The sequence below is a fragment of the Ochrobactrum sp. A-1 genome, assembly GCF_022488005.1.
Lineage (GTDB): Bacteria > Pseudomonadota > Alphaproteobacteria > Rhizobiales > Rhizobiaceae > Brucella.
In genome coordinates, this window is sequence record NZ_JAKVQC010000003.1 from 1517774 (window position 1) to 1536823 (window position 19050).

Sequence of the window (19050 nt, forward strand, 5' to 3'; positions counted from 1 at the left end):
AATAGGCCACTACGTCGGCGGGTGGTGCAGAGGCAATCCATAACTCGCTGCCTTTAAAACCTAGCGCAATCTTGCCATCAGAAATACTGGAACAAGCTGACAAAGCGAGACATGCCAACAAATTAATCGAACGCATTTTTTAAATTCCTTCTTATATATATTTGGCAATATTAAATTTAATAACTATTAAATAGATATTTCTTAAATATAAAACTAATAATATAAACAATTTAATTTATCATTTAAACTTATTAACTTAATACAAGCATTAAAATAATTTTATAATGGAAATCTTGTCAATTATACGACATCATAAATTGTAAATTCGCTTATTTCATCATAACCACCAGACAAGATGGAGTATTAAGTATTTTTCTGACTGATATATTACATATATCAGTCAGTATTATATGTCAGAATATTGGGAACAAGAATTATTGTATAACCTCCATAGATTCATATCCTAGAGATGGCGATGGCACGTATCTCGCCGCCCTCTCTGGCTACCCTGCATATCTCCCGCATTGTGGGTAGCGCGGCTTGCGCAAGGGTGAAGGCATAACTATTTCCATCCTCATCAACAGTCGGAATTGGATCGAAAATGATCTTGGATGCTGCCTTGAAAGCCCTGAAGCGCCTGACCACACCGGAGTTGCGCGCAGTTTTCTGGAAGACAATAGGGTTGACGCTGTTGCTGCTCGTCGGCCTTTGGGCCGCAGTCCGTCAAATCTTTTTTACTTTTGCCTGGCCGTGGATGGAGCAAATTCTGCCTGGCATGCCGGAATGGGCGGGCTGGCTTGGTATCGTCGCTGCTATAATCGCAGGCATTGGTCTGGCGCTTGTGCTCGCATTGATGATTGCACCTGTCACAGCGTTAGTGGCGGGCCTCTTTCTCGACGACGTGGCCGAAGTGGTCGAGCGAGAGGATTATCCGGGCGACCCTCCAGGCACGTCCTTGCCGATTGCCCGCTCCGTCGTCGTTTCGTTGAAATTTCTCGGTATCGTCATCCTCGGCAATATCGTCGCCTTACTCATGCTGTTTATACCAGGCGTCAATCTGATCGCCTTCTTCGTCATCAATGCCTATCTGCTTGGGCGGGAGTTTTTCGAGTTTGCAGCCATGCGCTACCGATCCGAGGCCGAGGCGAAGGCACTAAGGTCGCATTATGGCGTGACAGTCTTTCTGGCCGGGTTGCTGATTGCAGGCTTCATGGCGATCCCCATCGTCAATCTTTTGACCCCGCTTTTTGCGGCCACAATGATGGTCCATCTGCACAAAGCCATCTCGCGGCGGGAGGCCGCGCTCACGCCTGCGGCGGCAAGGGGATAAGCGGCGCGGGGATATCGCAGGTTTTCGCCGGATACTTGCAGATATCGGCAATCACGCATTTCTCGCATTCCGGCTTGCGCGCCTTGCACACATAACGCCCATGCAGGATGAGCCAGTGATGCGCATGAAGCATGTATTCCGCCGGAATGACCCGGACAAGGATGGCTTCCACAGCCTCCGGCGTTTTGCCGGGCGCAAGACCAATCCGGTTGCCAATGCGCAGAATATGCGTGTCCACCGCCATAGTCGGCTGGCCGAAAGCCATGTTCAGCACCACATTGGCGGTCTTGCGGCCAACGCCTGGCAGCTTCACCAGTTCGTCCCGGTCCCCCGGTACTTCTCCGCCAGAATCGCGGATCAAGGCTTCGGACAGAAGAATGACATTCTTTGCTTTATTACGCCAAAGACCGATGGTGCGAATGTGGTCGCCGACTTTCTCTTCGCCGAGCGCCAGCATTTTCTGCGGCGTATCGGCAATTGCGAAGAGCCCGCGCGTCGCCTTGTTGACCCCAGCATCGGTGGCCTGTGCCGATAAAACGACCGCGACAAGAAGCGTGAAAGCATTCACATGCTCCAACTCGCCCTTCGGCTCCGGTCTCTGAATGGAAAACCGGCGAAATATCTCATGAATTTCGTCTGCCGTATAAAGCGTACCACGCACCCGACGTTGAGGGCGGGCGGCGGAAGAAGCGTTCACAGGCGATTTGATTTTGGCCTTTTCCATTCCGCCTCTATAATGGTTTCTCTATCGACAAAACAATCAGCAGCTTGACGCAGCCCACTCAAAATGGCCCGACAATCTGCCAGATGACCTGAATGCCATGCATCATCCAGACGGCGCAGAACCTGACCGGTTCGACAAACCCATTTTCGAAGCCCTGCTCACTCCCTATCGTTCGCTGGGGCGGACGGGCTTCACCATCCTGATGGGAGCCCTGATCGGCTGCTGGATGTTTGTCGGCATTCTTTTCTGGTCCATCGGTGCGTGGCCGATCTTTGGATTTTTCGGCCTCGATGTTCTGCTGATCTATCTCGCTTTTCGCTGGAATTACCGTGCCGCCCGCGCACGCGAGGAAATCTCCGTGTCCCGCTCTGCCCTGCATATTCGCAAATATGCAGCGTCTGGCAAGATGACTGTACATCGTTTCAATCCATTCTGGACACGGTTCAAGGTCGCGCGAAAGCCGGATATCGGAATTACCGGCATGAGCGTCGAAAGCCGTGAAGCGAGTGTCGTGATCGGAAACTTCCTCTCCCCGGACGATCGCGAAAGTTTTGCAACCGCTTTCGGTGCAGCGCTTTCAGAAGCGCGCCGATAGCAACACTCCTAATCTTTCCGGGTATATCGCGCCTGAATTTCGTTTTACCTTGAAACGAACGAATCCGGATTGGCCCTTGAAGTCAGGCTTTTCACAAGCCATATCAGTGAGCGAGGAGATACGCCGTAAGGGTTCTCTTCATAACGGTCGCTTCTCATCAAGGACTGATGCAATGACAAGAATGACTCCGTTTTCGAGCCCTTTGCTGCTCGGATTCGATACGATGGAAAAGACGCTGGAACGGATCGCTAAATCCGGCGACGGTTATCCGCCCTACAACATTGAACGCCTGCGCGGCGAGACGGGTTCCGAACGCCTGCGCATCACTTTGGCGGTGGCCGGCTTTTCCAGCGACGACCTCGAAGTCATGACGGAAGACAATCAGCTCGTCATCCGTGGACGCCAGACCGACGATACCGAACGCGAGTTTCTGCATCGAGGCATAGCTGCCCGACAGTTCCAGCGCGTTTTCGTTCTGGCGGACGGTATGAGGGTTCTCGGTTGCGATCTGAAAAATGGTCTTCTGGCCATTGATCTCGACCGTCCGGAACCCGAACGGCTGGTTAAACGAATCAACATAGCGGTGAAAGACTGAACTTGTTCAGTTTTTGTTCAGCACAATGCCGCTATATTGAAAATGTGAAGCTCTGATGCGGCATGGTCGCAAATGACATGCCGACGAAATGGAGGCTAAGACCATGGACAGACATATATTCACCGAAAACGAATTCGCCCATCTCGGCGAAGGTGAAATTGCCTATGTGCGCAAGATCCGTTCAGATGAACTTGCCCGCAGCTTCCCTGCCCTCCCACCGATCGAGCCGGGCCTGGAACTCTGGGCGCTCTTTGGTGCCAGCGGTGAGCCAATTGTGCTCTCTGATGTTCGCGCCACCGCGCTACAGGGTGCACAAGACCACGAACTGCGCACGGTGATGCTGCACTAAAGTTTGATGCGATACCGGCTATCGCCGGTATCGCCACTCCGCACGTACTTTGTGCGGAAGTTTCCAGCGCATGCAATCGCCGCAAGCCATCGTCAGGCAGCAATGTGCTTCTGCTTGGGTAGTATGTTTTCCCTACAAATTGTTTCTGCAAGCAAACAAACAAAACCGCCGTTCGAGATGAACGGCGGTTTTGTTTACGAGAAACTATTTGAACTCAGGCAGCGTTGGAGGCTGGTTGAGCGGTCAGGAATGAATAAAGTGCCTGCGCGTCATGTGTACCGCGCAATTTGGCAACAGTATCGGCGTCGCGCAGCATACGGGCGATGCGCGAAAGTGCCTTCAGATGATCCGCGCCGGCATTTTCCGGCGCGAGAAGCAGAAAAACAAGATCGACGGGTTGATCGTCCAGCGCCTCGAAATCGACCGGGGTTTCCAGACGAGCGAAGATTCCGGCTATTTTGTTGATATTCGCCAGCTTGCCGTGCGGAATGGCAACGCCATTGCCGACCCCGGTGGAACCGAGGCGCTCACGCTGGAGAATTGTTTCGAAAACTTCACGCTCAGGGAGACCGGTCAGTTCCGCAGCCTTCTCAGACAAAATCTGCAAAAGCTGTTTTTTGGAGCTGGCTTTCAGCGCCGGGATAATCGCCCCGGGCTGAATCAGATCACTAAGATCCATTCTCTCCGTTCCTTCTTCAATCAGGCCTTTGCGGCCCGGTTTGGGGAAGCGCACGCGGCCGCCTAATCGCGATCCGCTGCGTGCGCTTCAGGTTTGCCGTCAGGCGCGAGGCGCGGCCTGGCGGGTGACCATCGATGGATCGACCCAGCCGATATTGCCGTCCGCGCGACGGTAGACGATGTTAACTTCATCATTGCCAGCATTGCGGAACACCAGAACCGGATTTTCAATCAGGTCCAGCTCCACGACCGCCGACGCCACCGACATGGTGCGCAGGGCGACGGACGATTCCGCAACAATTGTCGGCGCGTAATCTGCCGGAAGATCCTCCTCTTCCTCCGACAGCGGTGCCATAACACGATATGCAACGTCATCATAGATCGCATCTGGCTGCGTAGCCGGGCGCGACTTCAGACGGCGCTTATAGCGGCGAAGGCGGGTTTCGATCTTGTCCGCCGCTGCTTCAAAAGCCAGCTGCGGATCCTGCGCGTCGCCAGTGCTTTGCAGGGTTGCACCGCTATCGAGGTGCAAGGTGCAATCCGCACTGTAACGCGAACCGGACTTGGTGACCGTAACCTGTCCGGAAAAGCCATGATCGAAATATTTGCCGACAGCCTCATTCACCCGATCAACGATCCGGGTTGTGAAAGCTTCACCGACGTCCATATGCTTTCCAGATACACGCAGAGTCATTTGGCACACCTCATTTGCGTTACACCACAGGACTCAGTCTAATCACAAGGCGAGCGAAGCGCAAAGCGAACCAGCATCAAAGATGCTTTTCGTCCTGTGCGTTTTCCAACTAAATTCACGGCGCCTGCACGCTTCTCAGGCACACTTTCCGGCGAGGTGTTGAAACACCTTCCGAAAAGCCTTCGAAGTCGTGGCTGCTCCAATCGTTAGCCCCTTTTCGGGATGGTTGCCGCACATCGCTCTGTTACGTAACGCCCCAGTAGCTGGTCCGTTGCCAGGATTGTTCTGGTCCGGCTTCCCCGGAGCGTCACATTGCCCTTCCTTCAAACATATGAACAACCGCAATTTCTTCCAGAAATTACAGCGATATTATCAGACTTTGCCCGCAAAACGCATTCGCCGGAAACGTCCAACCCATGTCTTCATCCCAAAACCGGTACTATTTTGAAAAGACATGCTTCAATTTCTGCTTTGGCGTATTTTCGACAGCAGAAATACAAGCGCTTTCTGCTGACATCGCGCCAATTCACGCTGACGACTTGTCATGAAGCCCTAAAATAAAGGGGGCCAGACATGTGCCGCAGCGCGAGCCGGGCTTCTATTGGGTGAATTGGCGCTTGTCAATTGGTCCTCATGCCAGTTGGTCGTCCTGCAATGCCGCTCTCTCCACAAATCGAGATCGAGTTTTTCTGAAAGAGCAGCGCTACAGATCCAAAATTTTAGAGCATCCCTCCCTATTCAAATACGGGAATGACGCTCAAGAGGTACAATCGGTGATTTAAAGCGGTCCCTTCACAGCGCAATTTGTGGAACCGTTCTGGCTACGCAATCAGGAAACCGACGATCTTGCCTTCTTTTCACGCCTGCGCTGAACCGATGAAGCAATATTCATCGATTCCCGATATTTTGCGACCGTTCTCCGCGCGATATCCACACCGTCCTTCTTCAATGCATCTACGATAGCGTCATCGGACAGCACGTCGTCGGGCTTTTCAGCATCAATCATCTGGCGGATGCGATGGCGTACACTCTCCGACGAATGAGCGTCGCCGCCCTCGGATGAAGCAATCGAAGCTGTAAAAAAATAGCGCAGTTCAAACACGCCGCGCGGCGTGGCCATGAACTTGTTTGCCGTCACGCGGCTGATGGTCGATTCATGCATACCGACCGCATCGGCGACAGTACGCAGATTGAGCGGTTTCAAGTGGGTCACCCCTTGTCGCAAAAATCCGTCCTGCTGCCGAACTATCTCCTGCGTGACCTTGAGGATAGTGCGCGCACGCTGGTCAAGGCTGCGTACGAGCCAGTTCGCAGTCTGCATGCAGTCCGACAAAAACGCTTTTTCCTCGGCCTTCACAGACGCACTGACTTCTGCATAGTACTCGTTGTTGACGATGAGACGCGGCATCGCGGCGGCATTCAGCTCGATAGCCCAGCCGCCGTCACGTGATGGCGTCACAAGTGCATCCGGCACGATGGCATCCGCCACAGAAATCTCGAATAATGAACCAGGCTTTGGATCGAGCATGCGGATTTCGGTCAGCATATCGAGAATATCGGCCTGATCGACGCCGCACAGCTTCTTGAGCGTCGCGAAGTCGCGCCGCGCCAGAAGATCGAGATTGTCGACCAGCGCCTCCATCGCCGGATCGAACCGATCCTTGAGGCGCAACTGTATCGCCAGGCAATCCCGCAGATCACGAGCAAAAAGGCCAGGCGGATCAAAGCTTTGCATTGTTCCCAAAATGCGCTCGATCTCAACCGTTTCAACGCCCAGATTCTGTGCAAGCGCAACAATATCGATACGCAGATATCCGCCTTCGTCCAGAGCGTCGGCAAGTGCTGTCGCGATGAAGCGGTCTGTTGTTCTGGAAAACGTCAGCGCGATCTGTTCTGCCACATGTTCGCTCAGCGAAACCCGGCTGGCTGTGACTTGATCTATGTCATAGCCACTGCCTGAAACATATCCGTCGCCAATTGACGATTTCCATTGTGCGGCAAGATCGGGGCCGATCTCGTCAAAGCGACCCGGATCGTCTGGAAAGATATTTTCAAGCGAACTGTCGAAGGTGGATGAGAGATTTTCCGCGTCATCCGAAGCATCCGTTTTGAACCAGTCGCCGTCCGACATATCGTCGGATGCCAGATCGTCATTGCCGGTTTCGGTACTTTCCCGCACTGGTTCCGCGCTCGAAAAATCATCATTCGCTGCCTCAATTCGATCCAGCAGCGGATTTTTTTCGATTTCAACATCGAGAAACTGTTCGAGCTCAATATGCGTCATCTGCAGCAGCTTGATCGACTGCATCAGCTGCGGTGTCATCACCAGCGATTGCGATTGACGGAAATCGAGCTTGGGCGACAGAGCCATGCGACGCGTTATTCTCCCCCGGTTAAAACCCTGTCAATCATTGCCGAGCACACGGTCAACGCGCACGCTACCTTGACAGCAAACTTGCCTTCAGACGGCATTCCATCGAAATGGGACCTGTGAGCCCATACAGAAGAATAAGCCGCCCGCTCGCAGCCGTTTTAGACTGAAAGCGTATTTGAATGAAAACTGGTATGAACCTTGCTTGTCAATTCAGAATGTGCGGTTTTGGGACAAAAGGGGAAATAGTCGCGATTCAGCTGCACTTTCTGCAACCTGCACAGAACCTGACAGGCCCGAACCGATGCCCAGTCAGAGTGAGGCACTTCCGAAGGAAAGCGAAACGACCTGAAAATGCCCTGAATATTAAAGTGTGAATTGATCGCCGAGATAGAGCCTGCGCACGTCTGGATTTGCGACGATTTCGGCAGGACGACCATGTGTCAGCACCTGACCGGCGTGAATAATGTAGGCGCGGTCGATAAGGCCGAGCGTTTCACGCACATTATGGTCAGTAATCAGAACGCCGATACCGCGGCTGGTCAGATGGCGAACGAGCTGCTGGATATCCGAAACGGCGATCGGATCGACGCCGGCAAAAGGCTCATCGAGCAGCATGAAGTTTGGGCGTGATGCAAGAGCACGCGCAATTTCGAGACGACGACGCTCGCCGCCTGAAAGAGAAATGGCAGGCGCCTTGCGCAGATGAGCGATGTGAAACTCTTCCAACAGCGCATCCAGTTCGGAAGCGCGCTTGGAACGATCCTTTTCTACCACTTCCAACACGGCCTTGATGTTGTTTTCCACCGAAAGGCCACGGAAAATAGAGGCTTCCTGCGGCAGATAACCGATGCCCAGGCGGGAACGACGATACATCGGCATCGACGTGACATCGAAACCGTCGATCTCGATGGAACCGGCATCAGCCGGGACCAGACCCGTCACCATATAGAAACAAGTGGTCTTGCCTGCGCCGTTCGGCCCTAGAATACCGACGGCCTCGCCCGCACGTACACCGAACGACACGCCATTGACAACCTGCCGGCCGCGATAGCTCTTGCAGAGACCCCGCGCCACCAGCGTACCCTTGAGACGCGTCGACTTACCCGGCTGGCCGGGCATCGCGCCCGCGACATCGGATGGTGCGTTGACATTTTGCGATGCGTCTTGCGGCCCGTCAGCCTTCTTGTTCCAGAACAATCCCACGCCTGCTCCGGTCAGTTCTGCTTGGGCGCAGCACCGCCCTGCTGTTGATCTTTCGGAGCCATGATGATCGACACGCGACCCTTGGTCTGGCCCTTGCAGCTTTCGACATTGGCGCGGCCAGTATCGAGATGTGCCGTCAGCTTGCAACCGGTCACGACATTGTCGCCATCGGTCAGGACCACTTTCTGTCCCTGAAGAACCATCACCTGGTTTTTCGCATCATAACGACCGGTATCGCCAGTTGCGACCTGCGTGCCAGATTTGAGATAAACTTTTCCGGAGATGTCGATGTGATCGATACTCGATGAATCAAGGCCTCCGACGCCAGCACTTGCCGGTTCCGGGGCTTGCGCCTCGCCGTCTTTCTTGGCTTTATTGTAATAAACGGTCATCTGCCCGGCCTTCAGCAAGGCATCGCCCTGCGAAACGGCAACATTGCCGGTAAATACGGCAATACCTTCCTTGTCGCGCATTTCCAGCTTGTCAGCGTCGATCTTGACCGGCGCCTTGCTGTTGGAAAGCTTCAAGCCGTTCACGGCCGCACCTTCCTGCGCCAAAGAGGCCGTCGGAGCCGCGACAAGCCCAAGCGCCAGAACTGCAAATCCCATCCGCAAAGTGCGGGCCATCGTACCCTTGTTCATCTTGCCCGTCTCGCGTTCCATATATCTTCAGCTCCCCGAAGCATTCGGCCCTCCCTGGGCCAACATGCGGTCAGACGCAACATTAAGCACTTTGCAGCCAAATGGGAACATTCGGCATCGCAGAATGCGATCAAAAAAGCGGTTTAGAGCCTGTAGCACCCTGACAGCATCAGAATCACGCTCTAACAATTTGTTTTCGAGCACATTTCAATCTGAAAATTAACTTCAGAATGCACTCAAGCGCCGCACAGATATCAATCGGTCCGAACGATTCCCTGTCTCAAATCAGGCAACCTTCTCAGGGAGCCTTGTTGGGCGAAACAACGCTGCCGTCAACAGTCATTCGAACCTTGTTCTCGAAAATGAGAACCTTGCCGTTGTCCTTGACCTGCATGCTGTCGGCCAGAATATGCGTGCTGCCGCTACGGATATCGACGGGCTTGTCGGTCGTGATCTGCCCGCTCTTGAGGTTTACGTCCGCAGAACGCAACACCGCACGTAAACCGTCATCTGTTGTAACAATAAAGTCCTTATCAAGTTGCAAACGTCCATTGGCATTATCGTAAATGCCGGATGTTGCCTCGACTTTGGCCGTGCCCTTTTCACCAACAGGCAGCTCGGCCGAAATGCCTTCAAGCGCAATCGCGCCGCTGTTCTTCGCGTCCTGCGTCGCCTTCGCCGCAGTCATCGAATAGGGACGATTATCCTTGGTATAACCGTTGAGATGCGGGCTGGTCATGACGAGCTTGCCGCTTTCGCCACCATTATTCACTTCCACCTTTACAGGCGTATTCGGCGTTGCAAGAAACGTGTACCATGAAAACACAGCACCAACGATAATCGCTGCTACCGGAAGCGCAGTTTTCAACACCCGGACGCGAACGGAATGACGCTGCGCAGCATGGAAAAGCGACTCGGCTTTCTCCGACGCACCAAAACGCATGCCACCTGCGCCGCGACCCGGAGCGGTCGCGTTCTGCGGCGCATGACTATGTGTGGTGTCGGCAGTCATCTTGCGTTCGATTCCTCAACGGCTTTCATAGAATTCGGCAATAAGCGCGTCTGTGTCGCGCTTTTTCATTTCAATAAGGTTTATTTGGGGTGAAATAGTCGGCCGCTCAATAGCTTTATACCGCGCAAAACACCGCACCCGCCTCGCAGATAAGGAGCAGGAACGGTTTATGCCTTTGATAATTCAGCCCAATTTGCACTCCACTAAATTAAGTAGAATGCTAATCAACTCTTTGATACCACAAAACAACCCCGAATTACAGCAGAACGTAATACAGTTCCGGCGCGCTCACGCGCTATGTCTGATGACGACGAGAAGAATGCGACGCTGTTTCATTACAATAGGTATTTCGAGTACTATCTTAGCCAGACCGGCTTATCGAAGAGACTTGCCGCATGCCTTCATTCGAGGCAAAAGGTGACTAGTCAGGCGCAAGCTGCGCTATTTGAACGAACGGATGGACGGGAATGGCTCAGGACGCCGAAGCAATCATCGAACGTCGGAAACTGCGCAGAAAACTGACAATCTGGCGTGGAGCCTTCCTGCTTTTGATAGCAGCTTTGATCGCCGTCTTCGCTTCATGGTCCTTGCGTGGCACCAATTTCAACCAGCCGCATATCGCCAAGGTTCGCATTGAAGGCACGATCTTCGAGAACGAGGAATTGCTGAAGCGCCTCGACAAGATCGCCAAGGACGACGCCGTCAAGGGTGTGATTCTGGTTCTCGATTCGCCCGGCGGAACAACAGTGGGCGGTGAAGCCATTTTTGAGGCCGTGCGCAAGATTGCCGCGAAAAAGCCCGTCGTCACGCAGGTAGGAACACTTGCCGCTTCGGCAGGTTACATGATCGCCAGCGCGTCCGACCATATCGTGGCGCGACAGACATCCATTGTCGGTTCAATCGGAGTTCTGTTTCAATATCCCGACGTCTCGAAGCTTCTCGATACGATCGGTGTGAAGGTCGAAACCATCAAATCGTCGCCACTCAAGGCGGAACCCAATTATTTCAGCCCGGCCAGCGAAGAGGCCAAGGGCATGATCCGCAATATGATCATGGATTCCTATGCATGGTTCGTGGATATTGTCGAAAAGCGCCGTTCGTTTACGCATGAACAGGCGCTGGCGCTGGCCAATGGGGCAGTGTTTACGGGACGACAGGCACTGGACAAGAAGCTGATCGACGGGTTGGGTGGTGAAGAAGAGGCCGTTGCCTGGCTCGCAAGCAAGGGGCTCTCCAAGGATCTGCCGCGTCTTGAGTGGAAGCCTGTCAGCAGTGACACGGGTTTCTCGCTCCGCGATCTCATCATTCATGCTGGCGCCCGCCTTATCGGTGTGCCACAGGAAGCAGACGGCATGTTGAAGGAGATTGCCAAGGAACGCATCTTTCTTGACGGACTTCTCTCGGTTTGGCACGTTGACGGTACGCCTGAAGCGAATTGACGCCAGCCGGGCAAACTTACACAATATCCGGTAGATACCGGATGAAACAAACAGAAGAACAGGGGTTTAAAGCCGTGATCAAATCGGAACTCGTTCAGATTATCGCCAGCCGTAATCCGCATCTCTTTCAGCGCGATGTTGAAAACATCGTGGGCGCGGTATTCGACGAGATCACAAACGCCCTTGCGGATGGCAATCGCGTTGAGTTGCGCGGCTTCGGCGCCTTTTCGGTGAAGAACCGCCCTGCCCGCAGCGGCCGCAATCCGCGCACCGGCGAAACCGTGGACGTAGAAGAAAAGTGGGTTCCCTTCTTCAAGACCGGCAAGGAACTGCGCGACCGTCTCAACGGTGCAGTCTGATAGACACCATGGCGGCAAAACGCATCATCGCCATCATCGTTCTCGTGCCGCTTGCAGTGGTTCTGATTGCGTTGTCGGTTGCCAATCGCGCATCGGTGCAGTTCACGATCGATCCATTCAACCCGGGCAATCCCGCCCTGTCCTATAATGCACCACTGTTCCTATGGCTGTTTGGTGCACTTCTTCTCGGTGTTGTCATCGGTTCCCTGGTGACCTGGCTCACGCAGGGCAAGCATCGCCGCAAGGAGCGGATGTATAAACAGGAAGCCGCGCGCCTGCTTGAACGGAGCACCGCCGCCGAAAAGCGTAATATATCGGTCGTGAACTCCTGAAACGCCTGCTATTCTCAAACCCCGGGAGCAAAACTTCCGGGTTTTCATGGCCGAAATACCCTTTGTGAGCGCTTGAACGTCGTTTTCCCCTTTCGCGCTGGCCTTGTTTATCCTACCTAGACCCCAATCATGATGATTGGAGTTTCGGGTGAAAGCGCCAAAGGGAAAAGGCAAAAAGCCGTCGGGCGGCAAACAGGACCGCGGTTTCGAGCGCGCAAGACATGATGCGCCGCGTTCAGAAAACAAATTTGAAGGCCGATTTGATGGCAAGTCTGACAATAAGGGCTCGTCTTTCAAAAAGCCGCGTCCCCAATTCGCCAAGGCTGCACCCAAGCCCGTAGACGACAAGCCTGCCGCTCCGCTTCGCGAAATCAAGCCCTATGCCGGTGCACGTCCGGGAGAAAGACTACCGCTCATTCTCGAAACGGAGCCCTCCCCCGATTATGCGCTTCTCGATAGCGGCAACGGGTTGAAGCTTGAGCAATATGGCCCCTATCGGATTGTCCGCCCCGAAGGTCAGGCAATCTGGTTGCCAAGCCTGCCACAGAAAGAGTGGGGTCAGGCCGATGCCGTCTTCACCGGCAACACCGACGAGGAAGGCATGGGGCGCTGGGCGTTTCCAAAAGAGCCGCTCGGCGAAACCTGGCCGATGCAGCACGACGGCGTTTCCTTTCATGGCCGGTTCACGTCATTTCGCCATGTCGGCGTGTTTCCCGAGCAGGCCGCACACTGGTCGTATATGGATGGGCTTGTCCGGGAAGGTGTAAAGTCCGGGCGCGGCGTGAAGGTGCTCAATCTGTTCGGCTATACGGGCCTCGCCTCATTGGTAGCGGCACGGGCAGGCGCGGAAGTGACCCATGTAGACGCATCCAAGAAAGCTATTCTCTGGGCGCGTGAAAATCAGGAAATGGCCGGGCTTTCCGATAAGCCAATCCGCTGGATCTGCGAAGACGCGATGAAATTCGTGCAGCGCGAGGAGAGGCGCGGCAGCTTCTACGACATTATCCTGCTCGATCCACCTGCCTATGGGCGTGGCCCGAGCGGTGAAGTCTGGCAGTTGTTCGAGCATCTGCCCGCAATGGTCGATACATGTCGGTCCATCCTGACGCCAAAACCACTGGCCGTCATCCTGACTGCCTATTCGATCCGCGCCTCTTTCTTCGCCATTCACGAGCTGATGCGCGACCGTTTCACCGGCCTTGGCGGCACGGTCGAATCGGGCGAACTTATTCTGCGCGAACGTTCCAACGATCAGACGGGCGGGCGGGCGCTTTCCACATCCATGTTCAGCCGCTGGGTAGCAAAATGAGCCGTGACGACGATTTTTCCAAAGGCGGCTCTCGTGCCGAATATTCCAAAGTGGGTCAGGTGAAGGAAGTCACCAGCCTCACCAACCCGATCGTGAAAGACCTTCGCTCGCTGGCGCTGAAAAAATTCCGCGACCAGCAGGGCGTATTTCTGGCCGAAGGGCTGAAGCTGGTTATCGATGCGCTGGAACAGGATTGGCGCATCAAGACGCTGGTTTTCGCCAAATCCGGCAAAGGCAACAAACTGGTCGAGCAGGTTGCCGCCCGTACCTTCGCCAAGGGCGGACTTGTGCTGGAAGTGACCGAAAAGATCATGGCTGCCATCACCCGCCGCGACAATCCGCAGATGGTTGTCGGCGTTTTCGAACAGCAATATCGCCCTCTTGTAAGCCTCAAGCCGAAGAACAATGACGTCTATATTGCGCTGGACCGCGTGCGCGACCCCGGTAATCTGGGCACAGTCATCCGCACCGCCGATGCGGTCGGCGCCAAGGGCGTCATTCTGATCGGCGACACCACCGATCCCTATTCGCTGGAAACCGTGCGCGCCACGATGGGCTCGGTCTTTTCCATGCCGCTCTACAAAGTGACGGAAGCCGATTTCCTCAACTGGCGCAAAGGCTTTTCCGGCCTTGTCGTCGGCACCCATCTGAAAGGTGCCGTCGACTATCGCACCATTCCCTATGCCAACAAACCGGTTGTGCTAATGATGGGCAACGAACAGCAGGGCCTTCCTGATAGCCTTGCCGACACTTGCGACAAGCTCGCGCGCATTCCGCAGGCCGGTCGTGCAGATTCTCTCAATCTCGCAATTGCCACCGGGGTCATGCTCTACGAAATTCGTCGCGACGCCCTCACGCTCGATGAAAGGACTTCCGGATGAAGCGACACGCGGTCTGGTCCTCACTTTTCGTCGTCATTCTTGCCGTACTGATCGACCAGGGCGTCAAACATCTGGTGGAAACACGGATGGGCTACGGCCAGCAGATCGACTTGCTTCCGTTCCTCGCGCTGTTCCGCACGCACAATGAAGGCATCGCCTTTTCCATGCTGGCATGGCTGCATGACTGGGGACTGGTCGCGATTACCGCGGCAGTTATTTTGTTTGTGCTTTATCTGTGGTGGACCAACGCGCCGGACCGCATCTTTGCGCGCTACGGCTTTGCACTCGTCGTCGGCGGCGCCATCGGTAATCTTATCGACCGCGTGATGCACGGTTACGTCGTGGACTATATTCTGTTCCACCTGCCGACCTGGTCATTCGCCGTGTTCAACCTCGCCGACACTTTCATCACCATCGGCGCCGGTCTGATTATTCTGGAAGAATTCCTCGGCTGGCGGCGCGAACGGGCTGCCCGTTAACCCACCGGGTTGAACAGTTTCTGCCTTTCGCATAATTTGATCTCTTAAAATTAAAAGCTTTTTGAAGAGGATAAGGTCCAGTCATCCGAATTGACACATTGGTGACATGCTTCTGTCATCGTCGCGTAGCACTGAATCTGTACTGCTTCGGTCGAACTGGACACCTTGTCCGCGCAATCGACTGAACGAGGATTGGAATTAGTTAGCTCTCGCTGAAATATCAGTGGGAAAGCCGTTCAGGAATACGTGAATAGACAAATCAGGAGCCATCATCATGACAGTACTGCTTGGAATGGACCAGCAAATCATTGATGATACGGTCATGTCAGGCTTAGAAGCACAACAGGCGCTGTTCGCGTCCAACGGCGACCCCATCGTTCTGGGGCGCATCGGATCGCTGGAAGTACGGCTTGCAAACTCACGCGAGGCCATCGAGGCCGCGCAGGAACTGCGTTTCCGCGTCTTCTTTGACGAAATGGGCGCGCGCCGGGAAAGCATCGAAGCAGTGGAACTTCGCGACGCCGACCGCTTCGACGCTATTTGCGATCATCTGCTCGTTTACGACACCGCCCTGCCCGTGCCGGAGCACCAGCAGATTGTCGGCACCTATCGTCTGATGCGCAGCGATCAGGCGGAAAAGGCGCTCGGCTTCTATTCTGCCGACGAATATGATGTGCAGCGTCTGGCCCTTTCGCGCCCGAACCTCCGCCTGCTTGAACTGGGACGCTCCTGCGTGAAGGCGGAATACCGCTCCAAGCGCACTGTGGAGCTTCTTTGGCAAGGTGCCTGGGCCTATTGCCGCCGCCATTCCATCGATGTGATGTTCGGCTGCGCGTCGTTCCACGGTGCTGTGCCTGCAGCTCATGCGCTCGGCCTATCGTTCCTCCATCACAATTGCCGGGCCACCGATGACTGGGACGTTCGCGCCCTGCCCAATCGTTATCAGGCCATGGACCTGATGCCGAAAGAAGCCATCAACAACAAGGTTGCCTTGTTCTCGATGCCGCCTCTGGTAAAGGGATATCTGCGTCTTGGCGCGATGATCGGGGATGGCGCGGTGATTGACGAAGCATTCGGCACGACCGATGTCTTCATCATTCTGCCCATCGAGCGGATTTCCAGCCGCTACATCACTTATTACGGCGCGGAAGCGAACCGTTTTGTGTAAGCAAAAAGGCGAAACATCTGTTTCGCCTTTTTAGTTTCACGCCCTGCCAGCCAGTTCCTTCAACTTGTAGATCAGGTCCAGCGCTTCCCGTGGGGTCAGTTCATCCGGACTGATTGCGGAGACAACCTTGGCCAGTTCACTATCTTTCGCCTGAACCTGCGGCTTCGGCTTTTCCTGCTGCAAGACGACGGAGAAGAGGGGCAGATCATCGATCAGCTTGTCTGCCTTGCCGGAGGTTTCGCCCGCTTCAAGCTGGTGCAACACATCGCGCGCACGATTGACGACCGCTTCCGGCAACCCCGCCAAACGCGCCACCTGCACACCATAGGACCGGTCGGCGGCACCCTTGGCCACTTCATGCAGGAAGACGACATCGTTGTCCCATTCCTTGACCCGCATGGTGACATTGGAAAGCCGCGCGAGCTTTTCTGAAAGCGCCGTCATTTCATGGAAATGCGTGGCAAACAGTGCACGGCAACGGTTCTTCTCATGCAGATATTCGACCGCCGCCCAGGCAATGGACAGTCCGTCGAACGTCGCTGTACCGCGCCCGATTTCATCAAGGATTACCAGTGAACGCTCGCCCGCCTGATTGAGGATCGCCGCCGTTTCCACCATTTCGACCATGAAGGTCGAGCGCCCCCGCGCCAGATCGTCGGAAGCACCGACACGGCTGAACAGCCGGTCCACAACACCGATCTGCGCAGAACCCGCAGGCACGAATGAGCCCATCTGCGCCATGATCGCAATCAGCGCATTCTGACGCAGGAAGGTCGACTTACCGCCCATGTTCGGGCCGGTCAGAAGCCAGATGGCACCATTTCCGCCGTCTGCTTGCGGCGAGAGATCGCAATCATTGGCGACGAACGGATTGGCTGCCTGACGCCGCAAGGCCTGCTCGACGACCGGATGACGACCGGCTACAATGTTGAATGACAGGCTGTCATCGACCTGCGGACGGCAATATCCCTGCTCTTCCGCCAGTACGGCAAGCGATGCCGAGACGTCGAAAACCGCCAGTGCCGATGCGGCGGCACGAATACTGTCAGCATGGGACACGGCCTCCGCCGTCAGTTCCTCGAACACGGCAAGCTCGATGGACAATGCGCGGTCGGCGGCATTGGCGATCTTGCTTTCAAGTTCCGCCAGTTCGGTGGTGGTAAAGCGCATGGCATTGGCCATGGTCTGGCGATGGATGAAACGGCTCTTGGCTTCATCCGTATCCGTCATTGCCCCGGCATTGTTGGCGGACACCTCGATAAAATAGCCAAGCACATTGTTATGCTTGATCTTCAGCGATTTGATACCGGTCTCTTCGATATAGTTGGCCTGCAGACCGGCGATCACCCGGCGTGACTGGTCGCGCAAGGCCCGCATCTCGTCGAGTTCGGAATTATAGCCCGCGCGCACAAAACCGCCGTCACGCTTCAAAAGCGGCAATTCTTCGGCCAAGGCCCGGTCGAGATGAGCCGTGAAGATGGCAGGCATGGCACTGACGGCATCACGGGCATGCGCCAGTTCATCGGGCAGCAACGCGCTTTCCAGCAGGCCCGCAATGACATGCGCAGCTTCGAAGCCTCGGGCAAGGCTATCCAGATCGCGCGGCCCACCGCGCCCAACGGCAAGACGCGAGAGTCCGCGCGGCATATCTGGCACGCCCTTCAGTTCAGCACGCATGGCTTCGCAAAGCGACTGTTCGCTCAGGAACCAGGAAACGGAATCGAGCCGCAGCGCGATTTCCTTCGGATTGGTCAGCGGTGCGGTCAAGCGTTCGGCGAGAAGCCGCGCGCCACCACCCGTCACCGTGCGATCAACCGCCTTCAGCAAACTGCCGTCGCGATTGCCAGACATAGTGCGGGCAAGTTCAAGACTGGCGCGTGTGGCCGGGTCGATGAAAAGTGTGCCGCCCTCATGCTCGCGTTCGGGCCGCATCAAGGGCGGACGCTCGGAAATCTGCGTCTTTTCGATGTAGGCGATTGCCCCGGAAATGGCTGAAAGTTCAGGACGGCTGAACTGGCCAAAACCATCCAATGTCGCGACGTTGAAATAGCGCTGGATTCGCGCATCCGCAGCCGCGCTGTCAAAGAGGGTCGCCGGTTGCGGCGTTACCGCCTTGCCGACCAGATCGAAGACCGGACGCAGTTCCTCATCATGGAAGGCGCTGTCAGCCACGACCAGTTCACGCGGGTCCACCCGCATCACATCGGCGAAAAGCCGGTCCGATGTGGTTTCCGCCACGCGGAACGTTCCGGTAGAAATATCGATCCAGGCGAGCGCCAGCGCACCGTCGCCGCGCGTACGCCCCATCGCCATCAGGAAATTGGCTTCGGATGGGTCCAGCAATTTTTCCTCGGTCAGCGTGCCCGGTGTGACGAGACGGATCACATCGCGCTTCACCACCGATTTAGAGCCACGCTTCTTCGCCTCTGCCGGATCTTCCACCTGTTCGCAGACCGCGACGCGATAGCCCTTGGTGATCAGCTTCTGCAGATAATCGTCGGCAGCATGGACAGGCACACCACACATGGGGATATCCTCGCCCAGATGCTTGCCGCGCTTTGTGAGCGTGATGCCCAAAGCCGCAGAGGCCTCCACTGCATCATCGAAGAACAGTTCGTAAAAATCGCCCATGCGATAGAAGAGCAGCGAATCGACATTCGCCGCCTTGATCTCAATATATTGTTCCATCATGGGCGTCAGGCGAACGGGCGCTGCCTCGGCGGTGTTTTCTTCCGCTTCCGAGCTATGTTCGTTAGCCGTCGTTTCCATTTAAAAACCTTCATTTATTGCTTAGCCGAGGAGGCTAAAGTTATAAAATTTCGTATTCCATCGTTTTTGGATGAATATCTATTCCTCGAAGCACTGTTTACACGATGCGTGACTGGCGC

19 protein-coding genes are annotated in these 19050 nt (G+C 55.1%); 11 read left to right on the forward strand and 8 right to left on the reverse strand.

Going from position 1 to position 19050, the window contains the following annotated elements:
• Positions 1-601 precede the first annotated feature (601 nt).
• The gene (locus MKS82_RS09160) at positions 602-1330 is read left to right on the forward strand and encodes a sulfate transporter family protein (protein WP_109985895.1); all 729 of its coding nucleotides are present in this window, start codon (positions 602-604) and stop codon (positions 1328-1330) included.
• Here MKS82_RS09160 and nth read toward each other — a convergent pair.
• Positions 1305-2054: an endonuclease III gene (gene nth / locus MKS82_RS09165; protein WP_109985894.1), complete on the reverse strand. Its 750-nt coding sequence runs from the start codon at positions 2052-2054 to the stop codon at positions 1305-1307. The genes MKS82_RS09160 and nth overlap by 26 nt on opposite strands.
• 97 nt (positions 2055-2151) lie before the next feature.
• Between nth and MKS82_RS09170 the strand changes: the two genes are divergently transcribed.
• The 3 genes from MKS82_RS09170 to MKS82_RS09180 all read left to right on the forward strand — a co-directional run bounded on the left by MKS82_RS09170 (position 2152) and on the right by MKS82_RS09180 (position 3593).
• Positions 2152-2649, forward strand: coding sequence for a DUF2244 domain-containing protein (locus MKS82_RS09170; protein WP_109985893.1), 498 nt, complete (start codon positions 2152-2154; stop codon positions 2647-2649).
• Between the two features lie 172 nt (positions 2650-2821).
• Entirely contained in the window at positions 2822-3244 is a 423-nt protein-coding gene (locus tag MKS82_RS09175; protein ID WP_104757083.1) for an Hsp20 family protein, read from the forward strand.
• Between the two features lie 103 nt (positions 3245-3347).
• A complete protein-coding gene (locus tag MKS82_RS09180) occupies positions 3348-3593 on the forward strand; it encodes a BQ00720 family protein (protein ID WP_109985892.1) in 246 nt (81 codons plus the stop codon).
• A 214-nt stretch (positions 3594-3807) separates the two neighbouring features.
• On the opposite strand, the gene ptsN is transcribed toward MKS82_RS09180, so the two are convergent.
• The 6 genes from ptsN to lptC all read right to left on the reverse strand — a co-directional run bounded on the left by ptsN (position 3808) and on the right by lptC (position 10195).
• Complete coding sequence (ptsN, locus tag MKS82_RS09185; protein WP_006465889.1) at positions 3808-4272, reverse strand: PTS IIA-like nitrogen regulatory protein PtsN; 465 nt, start codon at positions 4270-4272, stop codon at positions 3808-3810.
• Between the two features lie 99 nt (positions 4273-4371).
• Complete coding sequence (gene hpf, locus MKS82_RS09190; RefSeq protein ID WP_105540902.1) at positions 4372-4965, reverse strand: ribosome hibernation-promoting factor, HPF/YfiA family; 594 nt, start codon at positions 4963-4965, stop codon at positions 4372-4374.
• Positions 4966-5794: 829 nt separating this feature from the next.
• A complete protein-coding gene (gene rpoN, locus MKS82_RS09195; protein ID WP_109985891.1) occupies positions 5795-7336 on the reverse strand; it encodes an RNA polymerase factor sigma-54 in 1542 nt (513 codons plus the stop codon).
• A 366-nt stretch (positions 7337-7702) separates the two neighbouring features.
• On the reverse strand, positions 7703-8542 hold the full coding sequence (gene lptB / locus MKS82_RS09200; RefSeq protein ID WP_010658003.1) for an LPS export ABC transporter ATP-binding protein: 840 nt from the start codon (positions 8540-8542) through the stop codon (positions 7703-7705).
• A gap of 11 nt (positions 8543-8553) precedes the next feature.
• Positions 8554-9204, reverse strand: coding sequence for an LptA/OstA family protein (locus tag MKS82_RS09205; RefSeq protein WP_109985890.1), 651 nt, complete (start codon positions 9202-9204; stop codon positions 8554-8556).
• 277 nt (positions 9205-9481) lie between these two features.
• Positions 9482-10195 (reverse strand): LPS export ABC transporter periplasmic protein LptC, encoded by a 714-nt coding sequence (gene lptC, locus MKS82_RS09210; protein ID WP_109985889.1) that lies wholly within the window; start codon positions 10193-10195, stop codon positions 9482-9484.
• Positions 10196-10662: 467 nt separating this feature from the next.
• Here lptC and sppA point away from each other — a divergent pair, with 467 nt between their 5' ends.
• The 7 genes from sppA to MKS82_RS09245 all read left to right on the forward strand — a co-directional run bounded on the left by sppA (position 10663) and on the right by MKS82_RS09245 (position 16162).
• Positions 10663-11634 carry a signal peptide peptidase SppA gene (gene sppA / locus MKS82_RS09215; protein WP_109985888.1) on the forward strand — a complete coding sequence of 324 codons (972 nt, stop codon included), beginning with the start codon at positions 10663-10665 and terminating at the stop codon, positions 11632-11634.
• A gap of 74 nt (positions 11635-11708) precedes the next feature.
• On the forward strand, positions 11709-11993 hold the full coding sequence (locus tag MKS82_RS09220; protein WP_061344837.1) for an integration host factor subunit beta: 285 nt from the start codon (positions 11709-11711) through the stop codon (positions 11991-11993).
• A gap of 8 nt (positions 11994-12001) precedes the next feature.
• Positions 12002-12325 (forward strand): lipopolysaccharide assembly protein LapA domain-containing protein, encoded by a 324-nt coding sequence (locus MKS82_RS09225; RefSeq protein WP_061344836.1) that lies wholly within the window; start codon positions 12002-12004, stop codon positions 12323-12325.
• A gap of 148 nt (positions 12326-12473) precedes the next feature.
• Entirely contained in the window at positions 12474-13634 is a 1161-nt protein-coding gene (locus MKS82_RS09230; RefSeq protein WP_109985887.1) for a class I SAM-dependent rRNA methyltransferase, read from the forward strand.
• Complete coding sequence (locus tag MKS82_RS09235; protein WP_109985886.1) at positions 13631-14515, forward strand: TrmH family RNA methyltransferase; 885 nt, start codon at positions 13631-13633, stop codon at positions 14513-14515. The genes MKS82_RS09230 and MKS82_RS09235 overlap by 4 nt, the downstream gene beginning before the upstream one ends.
• A complete protein-coding gene (gene lspA, locus MKS82_RS09240) occupies positions 14512-14994 on the forward strand; it encodes a signal peptidase II (RefSeq protein WP_109985885.1) in 483 nt (160 codons plus the stop codon). The genes MKS82_RS09235 and lspA overlap by 4 nt, the downstream gene beginning before the upstream one ends.
• Before the next feature lie 274 nt (positions 14995-15268).
• A complete protein-coding gene (locus MKS82_RS09245) occupies positions 15269-16162 on the forward strand; it encodes a GNAT family N-acetyltransferase (RefSeq protein WP_167394094.1) in 894 nt (297 codons plus the stop codon).
• 36 nt (positions 16163-16198) lie between these two features.
• On the opposite strand, the gene mutS is transcribed toward MKS82_RS09245, so the two are convergent.
• The gene (mutS, locus tag MKS82_RS09250; RefSeq protein WP_109985884.1) at positions 16199-18931 is read right to left on the reverse strand and encodes a DNA mismatch repair protein MutS; all 2733 of its coding nucleotides are present in this window, start codon (positions 18929-18931) and stop codon (positions 16199-16201) included.
• Between the last annotated feature and the right edge of the window lie 119 nt (positions 18932-19050).

Excerpts from the sequence above, each read along its gene's own strand:
- MKS82_RS09225 (WP_061344836.1), top strand. The coding sequence starts at position 12,002 with ATGGCGGCAAAACGCATCATCGCCATCATCGTTCTCGTGCCGCTTGCA.
- MKS82_RS09245 (WP_167394094.1), top strand. The coding sequence starts at position 15,269 with ATGACAGTACTGCTTGGAATGGACCAGCAAATCATTGATGATACGGTC.
- hpf (WP_105540902.1), bottom strand. The coding sequence starts at position 4,965 with ATGACTCTGCGTGTATCTGGAAAGCATATGGACGTCGGTGAAGCTTTC.
- lspA (WP_109985885.1), top strand. The coding sequence starts at position 14,512 with ATGAAGCGACACGCGGTCTGGTCCTCACTTTTCGTCGTCATTCTTGCC.
- mutS (WP_109985884.1), bottom strand. The coding sequence starts at position 18,931 with ATGGAAACGACGGCTAACGAACATAGCTCGGAAGCGGAAGAAAACACC.
- nth (WP_109985894.1), bottom strand. The coding sequence starts at position 2,054 with ATGGAAAAGGCCAAAATCAAATCGCCTGTGAACGCTTCTTCCGCCGCC.
- MKS82_RS09235 (WP_109985886.1), top strand. The coding sequence starts at position 13,631 with ATGAGCCGTGACGACGATTTTTCCAAAGGCGGCTCTCGTGCCGAATAT.
- sppA (WP_109985888.1), top strand. The coding sequence starts at position 10,663 with ATGGCTCAGGACGCCGAAGCAATCATCGAACGTCGGAAACTGCGCAGA.
- MKS82_RS09175 (WP_104757083.1), top strand. The coding sequence starts at position 2,822 with ATGACAAGAATGACTCCGTTTTCGAGCCCTTTGCTGCTCGGATTCGAT.
- MKS82_RS09160 (WP_109985895.1), top strand. The coding sequence starts at position 602 with ATGATCTTGGATGCTGCCTTGAAAGCCCTGAAGCGCCTGACCACACCG.
- MKS82_RS09170 (WP_109985893.1), top strand. The coding sequence starts at position 2,152 with ATGCATCATCCAGACGGCGCAGAACCTGACCGGTTCGACAAACCCATT.
- MKS82_RS09180 (WP_109985892.1), top strand. The coding sequence starts at position 3,348 with ATGGACAGACATATATTCACCGAAAACGAATTCGCCCATCTCGGCGAA.
- lptC (WP_109985889.1), bottom strand. The coding sequence starts at position 10,195 with ATGACTGCCGACACCACACATAGTCATGCGCCGCAGAACGCGACCGCT.
- ptsN (WP_006465889.1), bottom strand. The coding sequence starts at position 4,272 with ATGGATCTTAGTGATCTGATTCAGCCCGGGGCGATTATCCCGGCGCTG.
- rpoN (WP_109985891.1), bottom strand. The coding sequence starts at position 7,336 with ATGGCTCTGTCGCCCAAGCTCGATTTCCGTCAATCGCAATCGCTGGTG.
- MKS82_RS09205 (WP_109985890.1), bottom strand. The coding sequence starts at position 9,204 with ATGGAACGCGAGACGGGCAAGATGAACAAGGGTACGATGGCCCGCACT.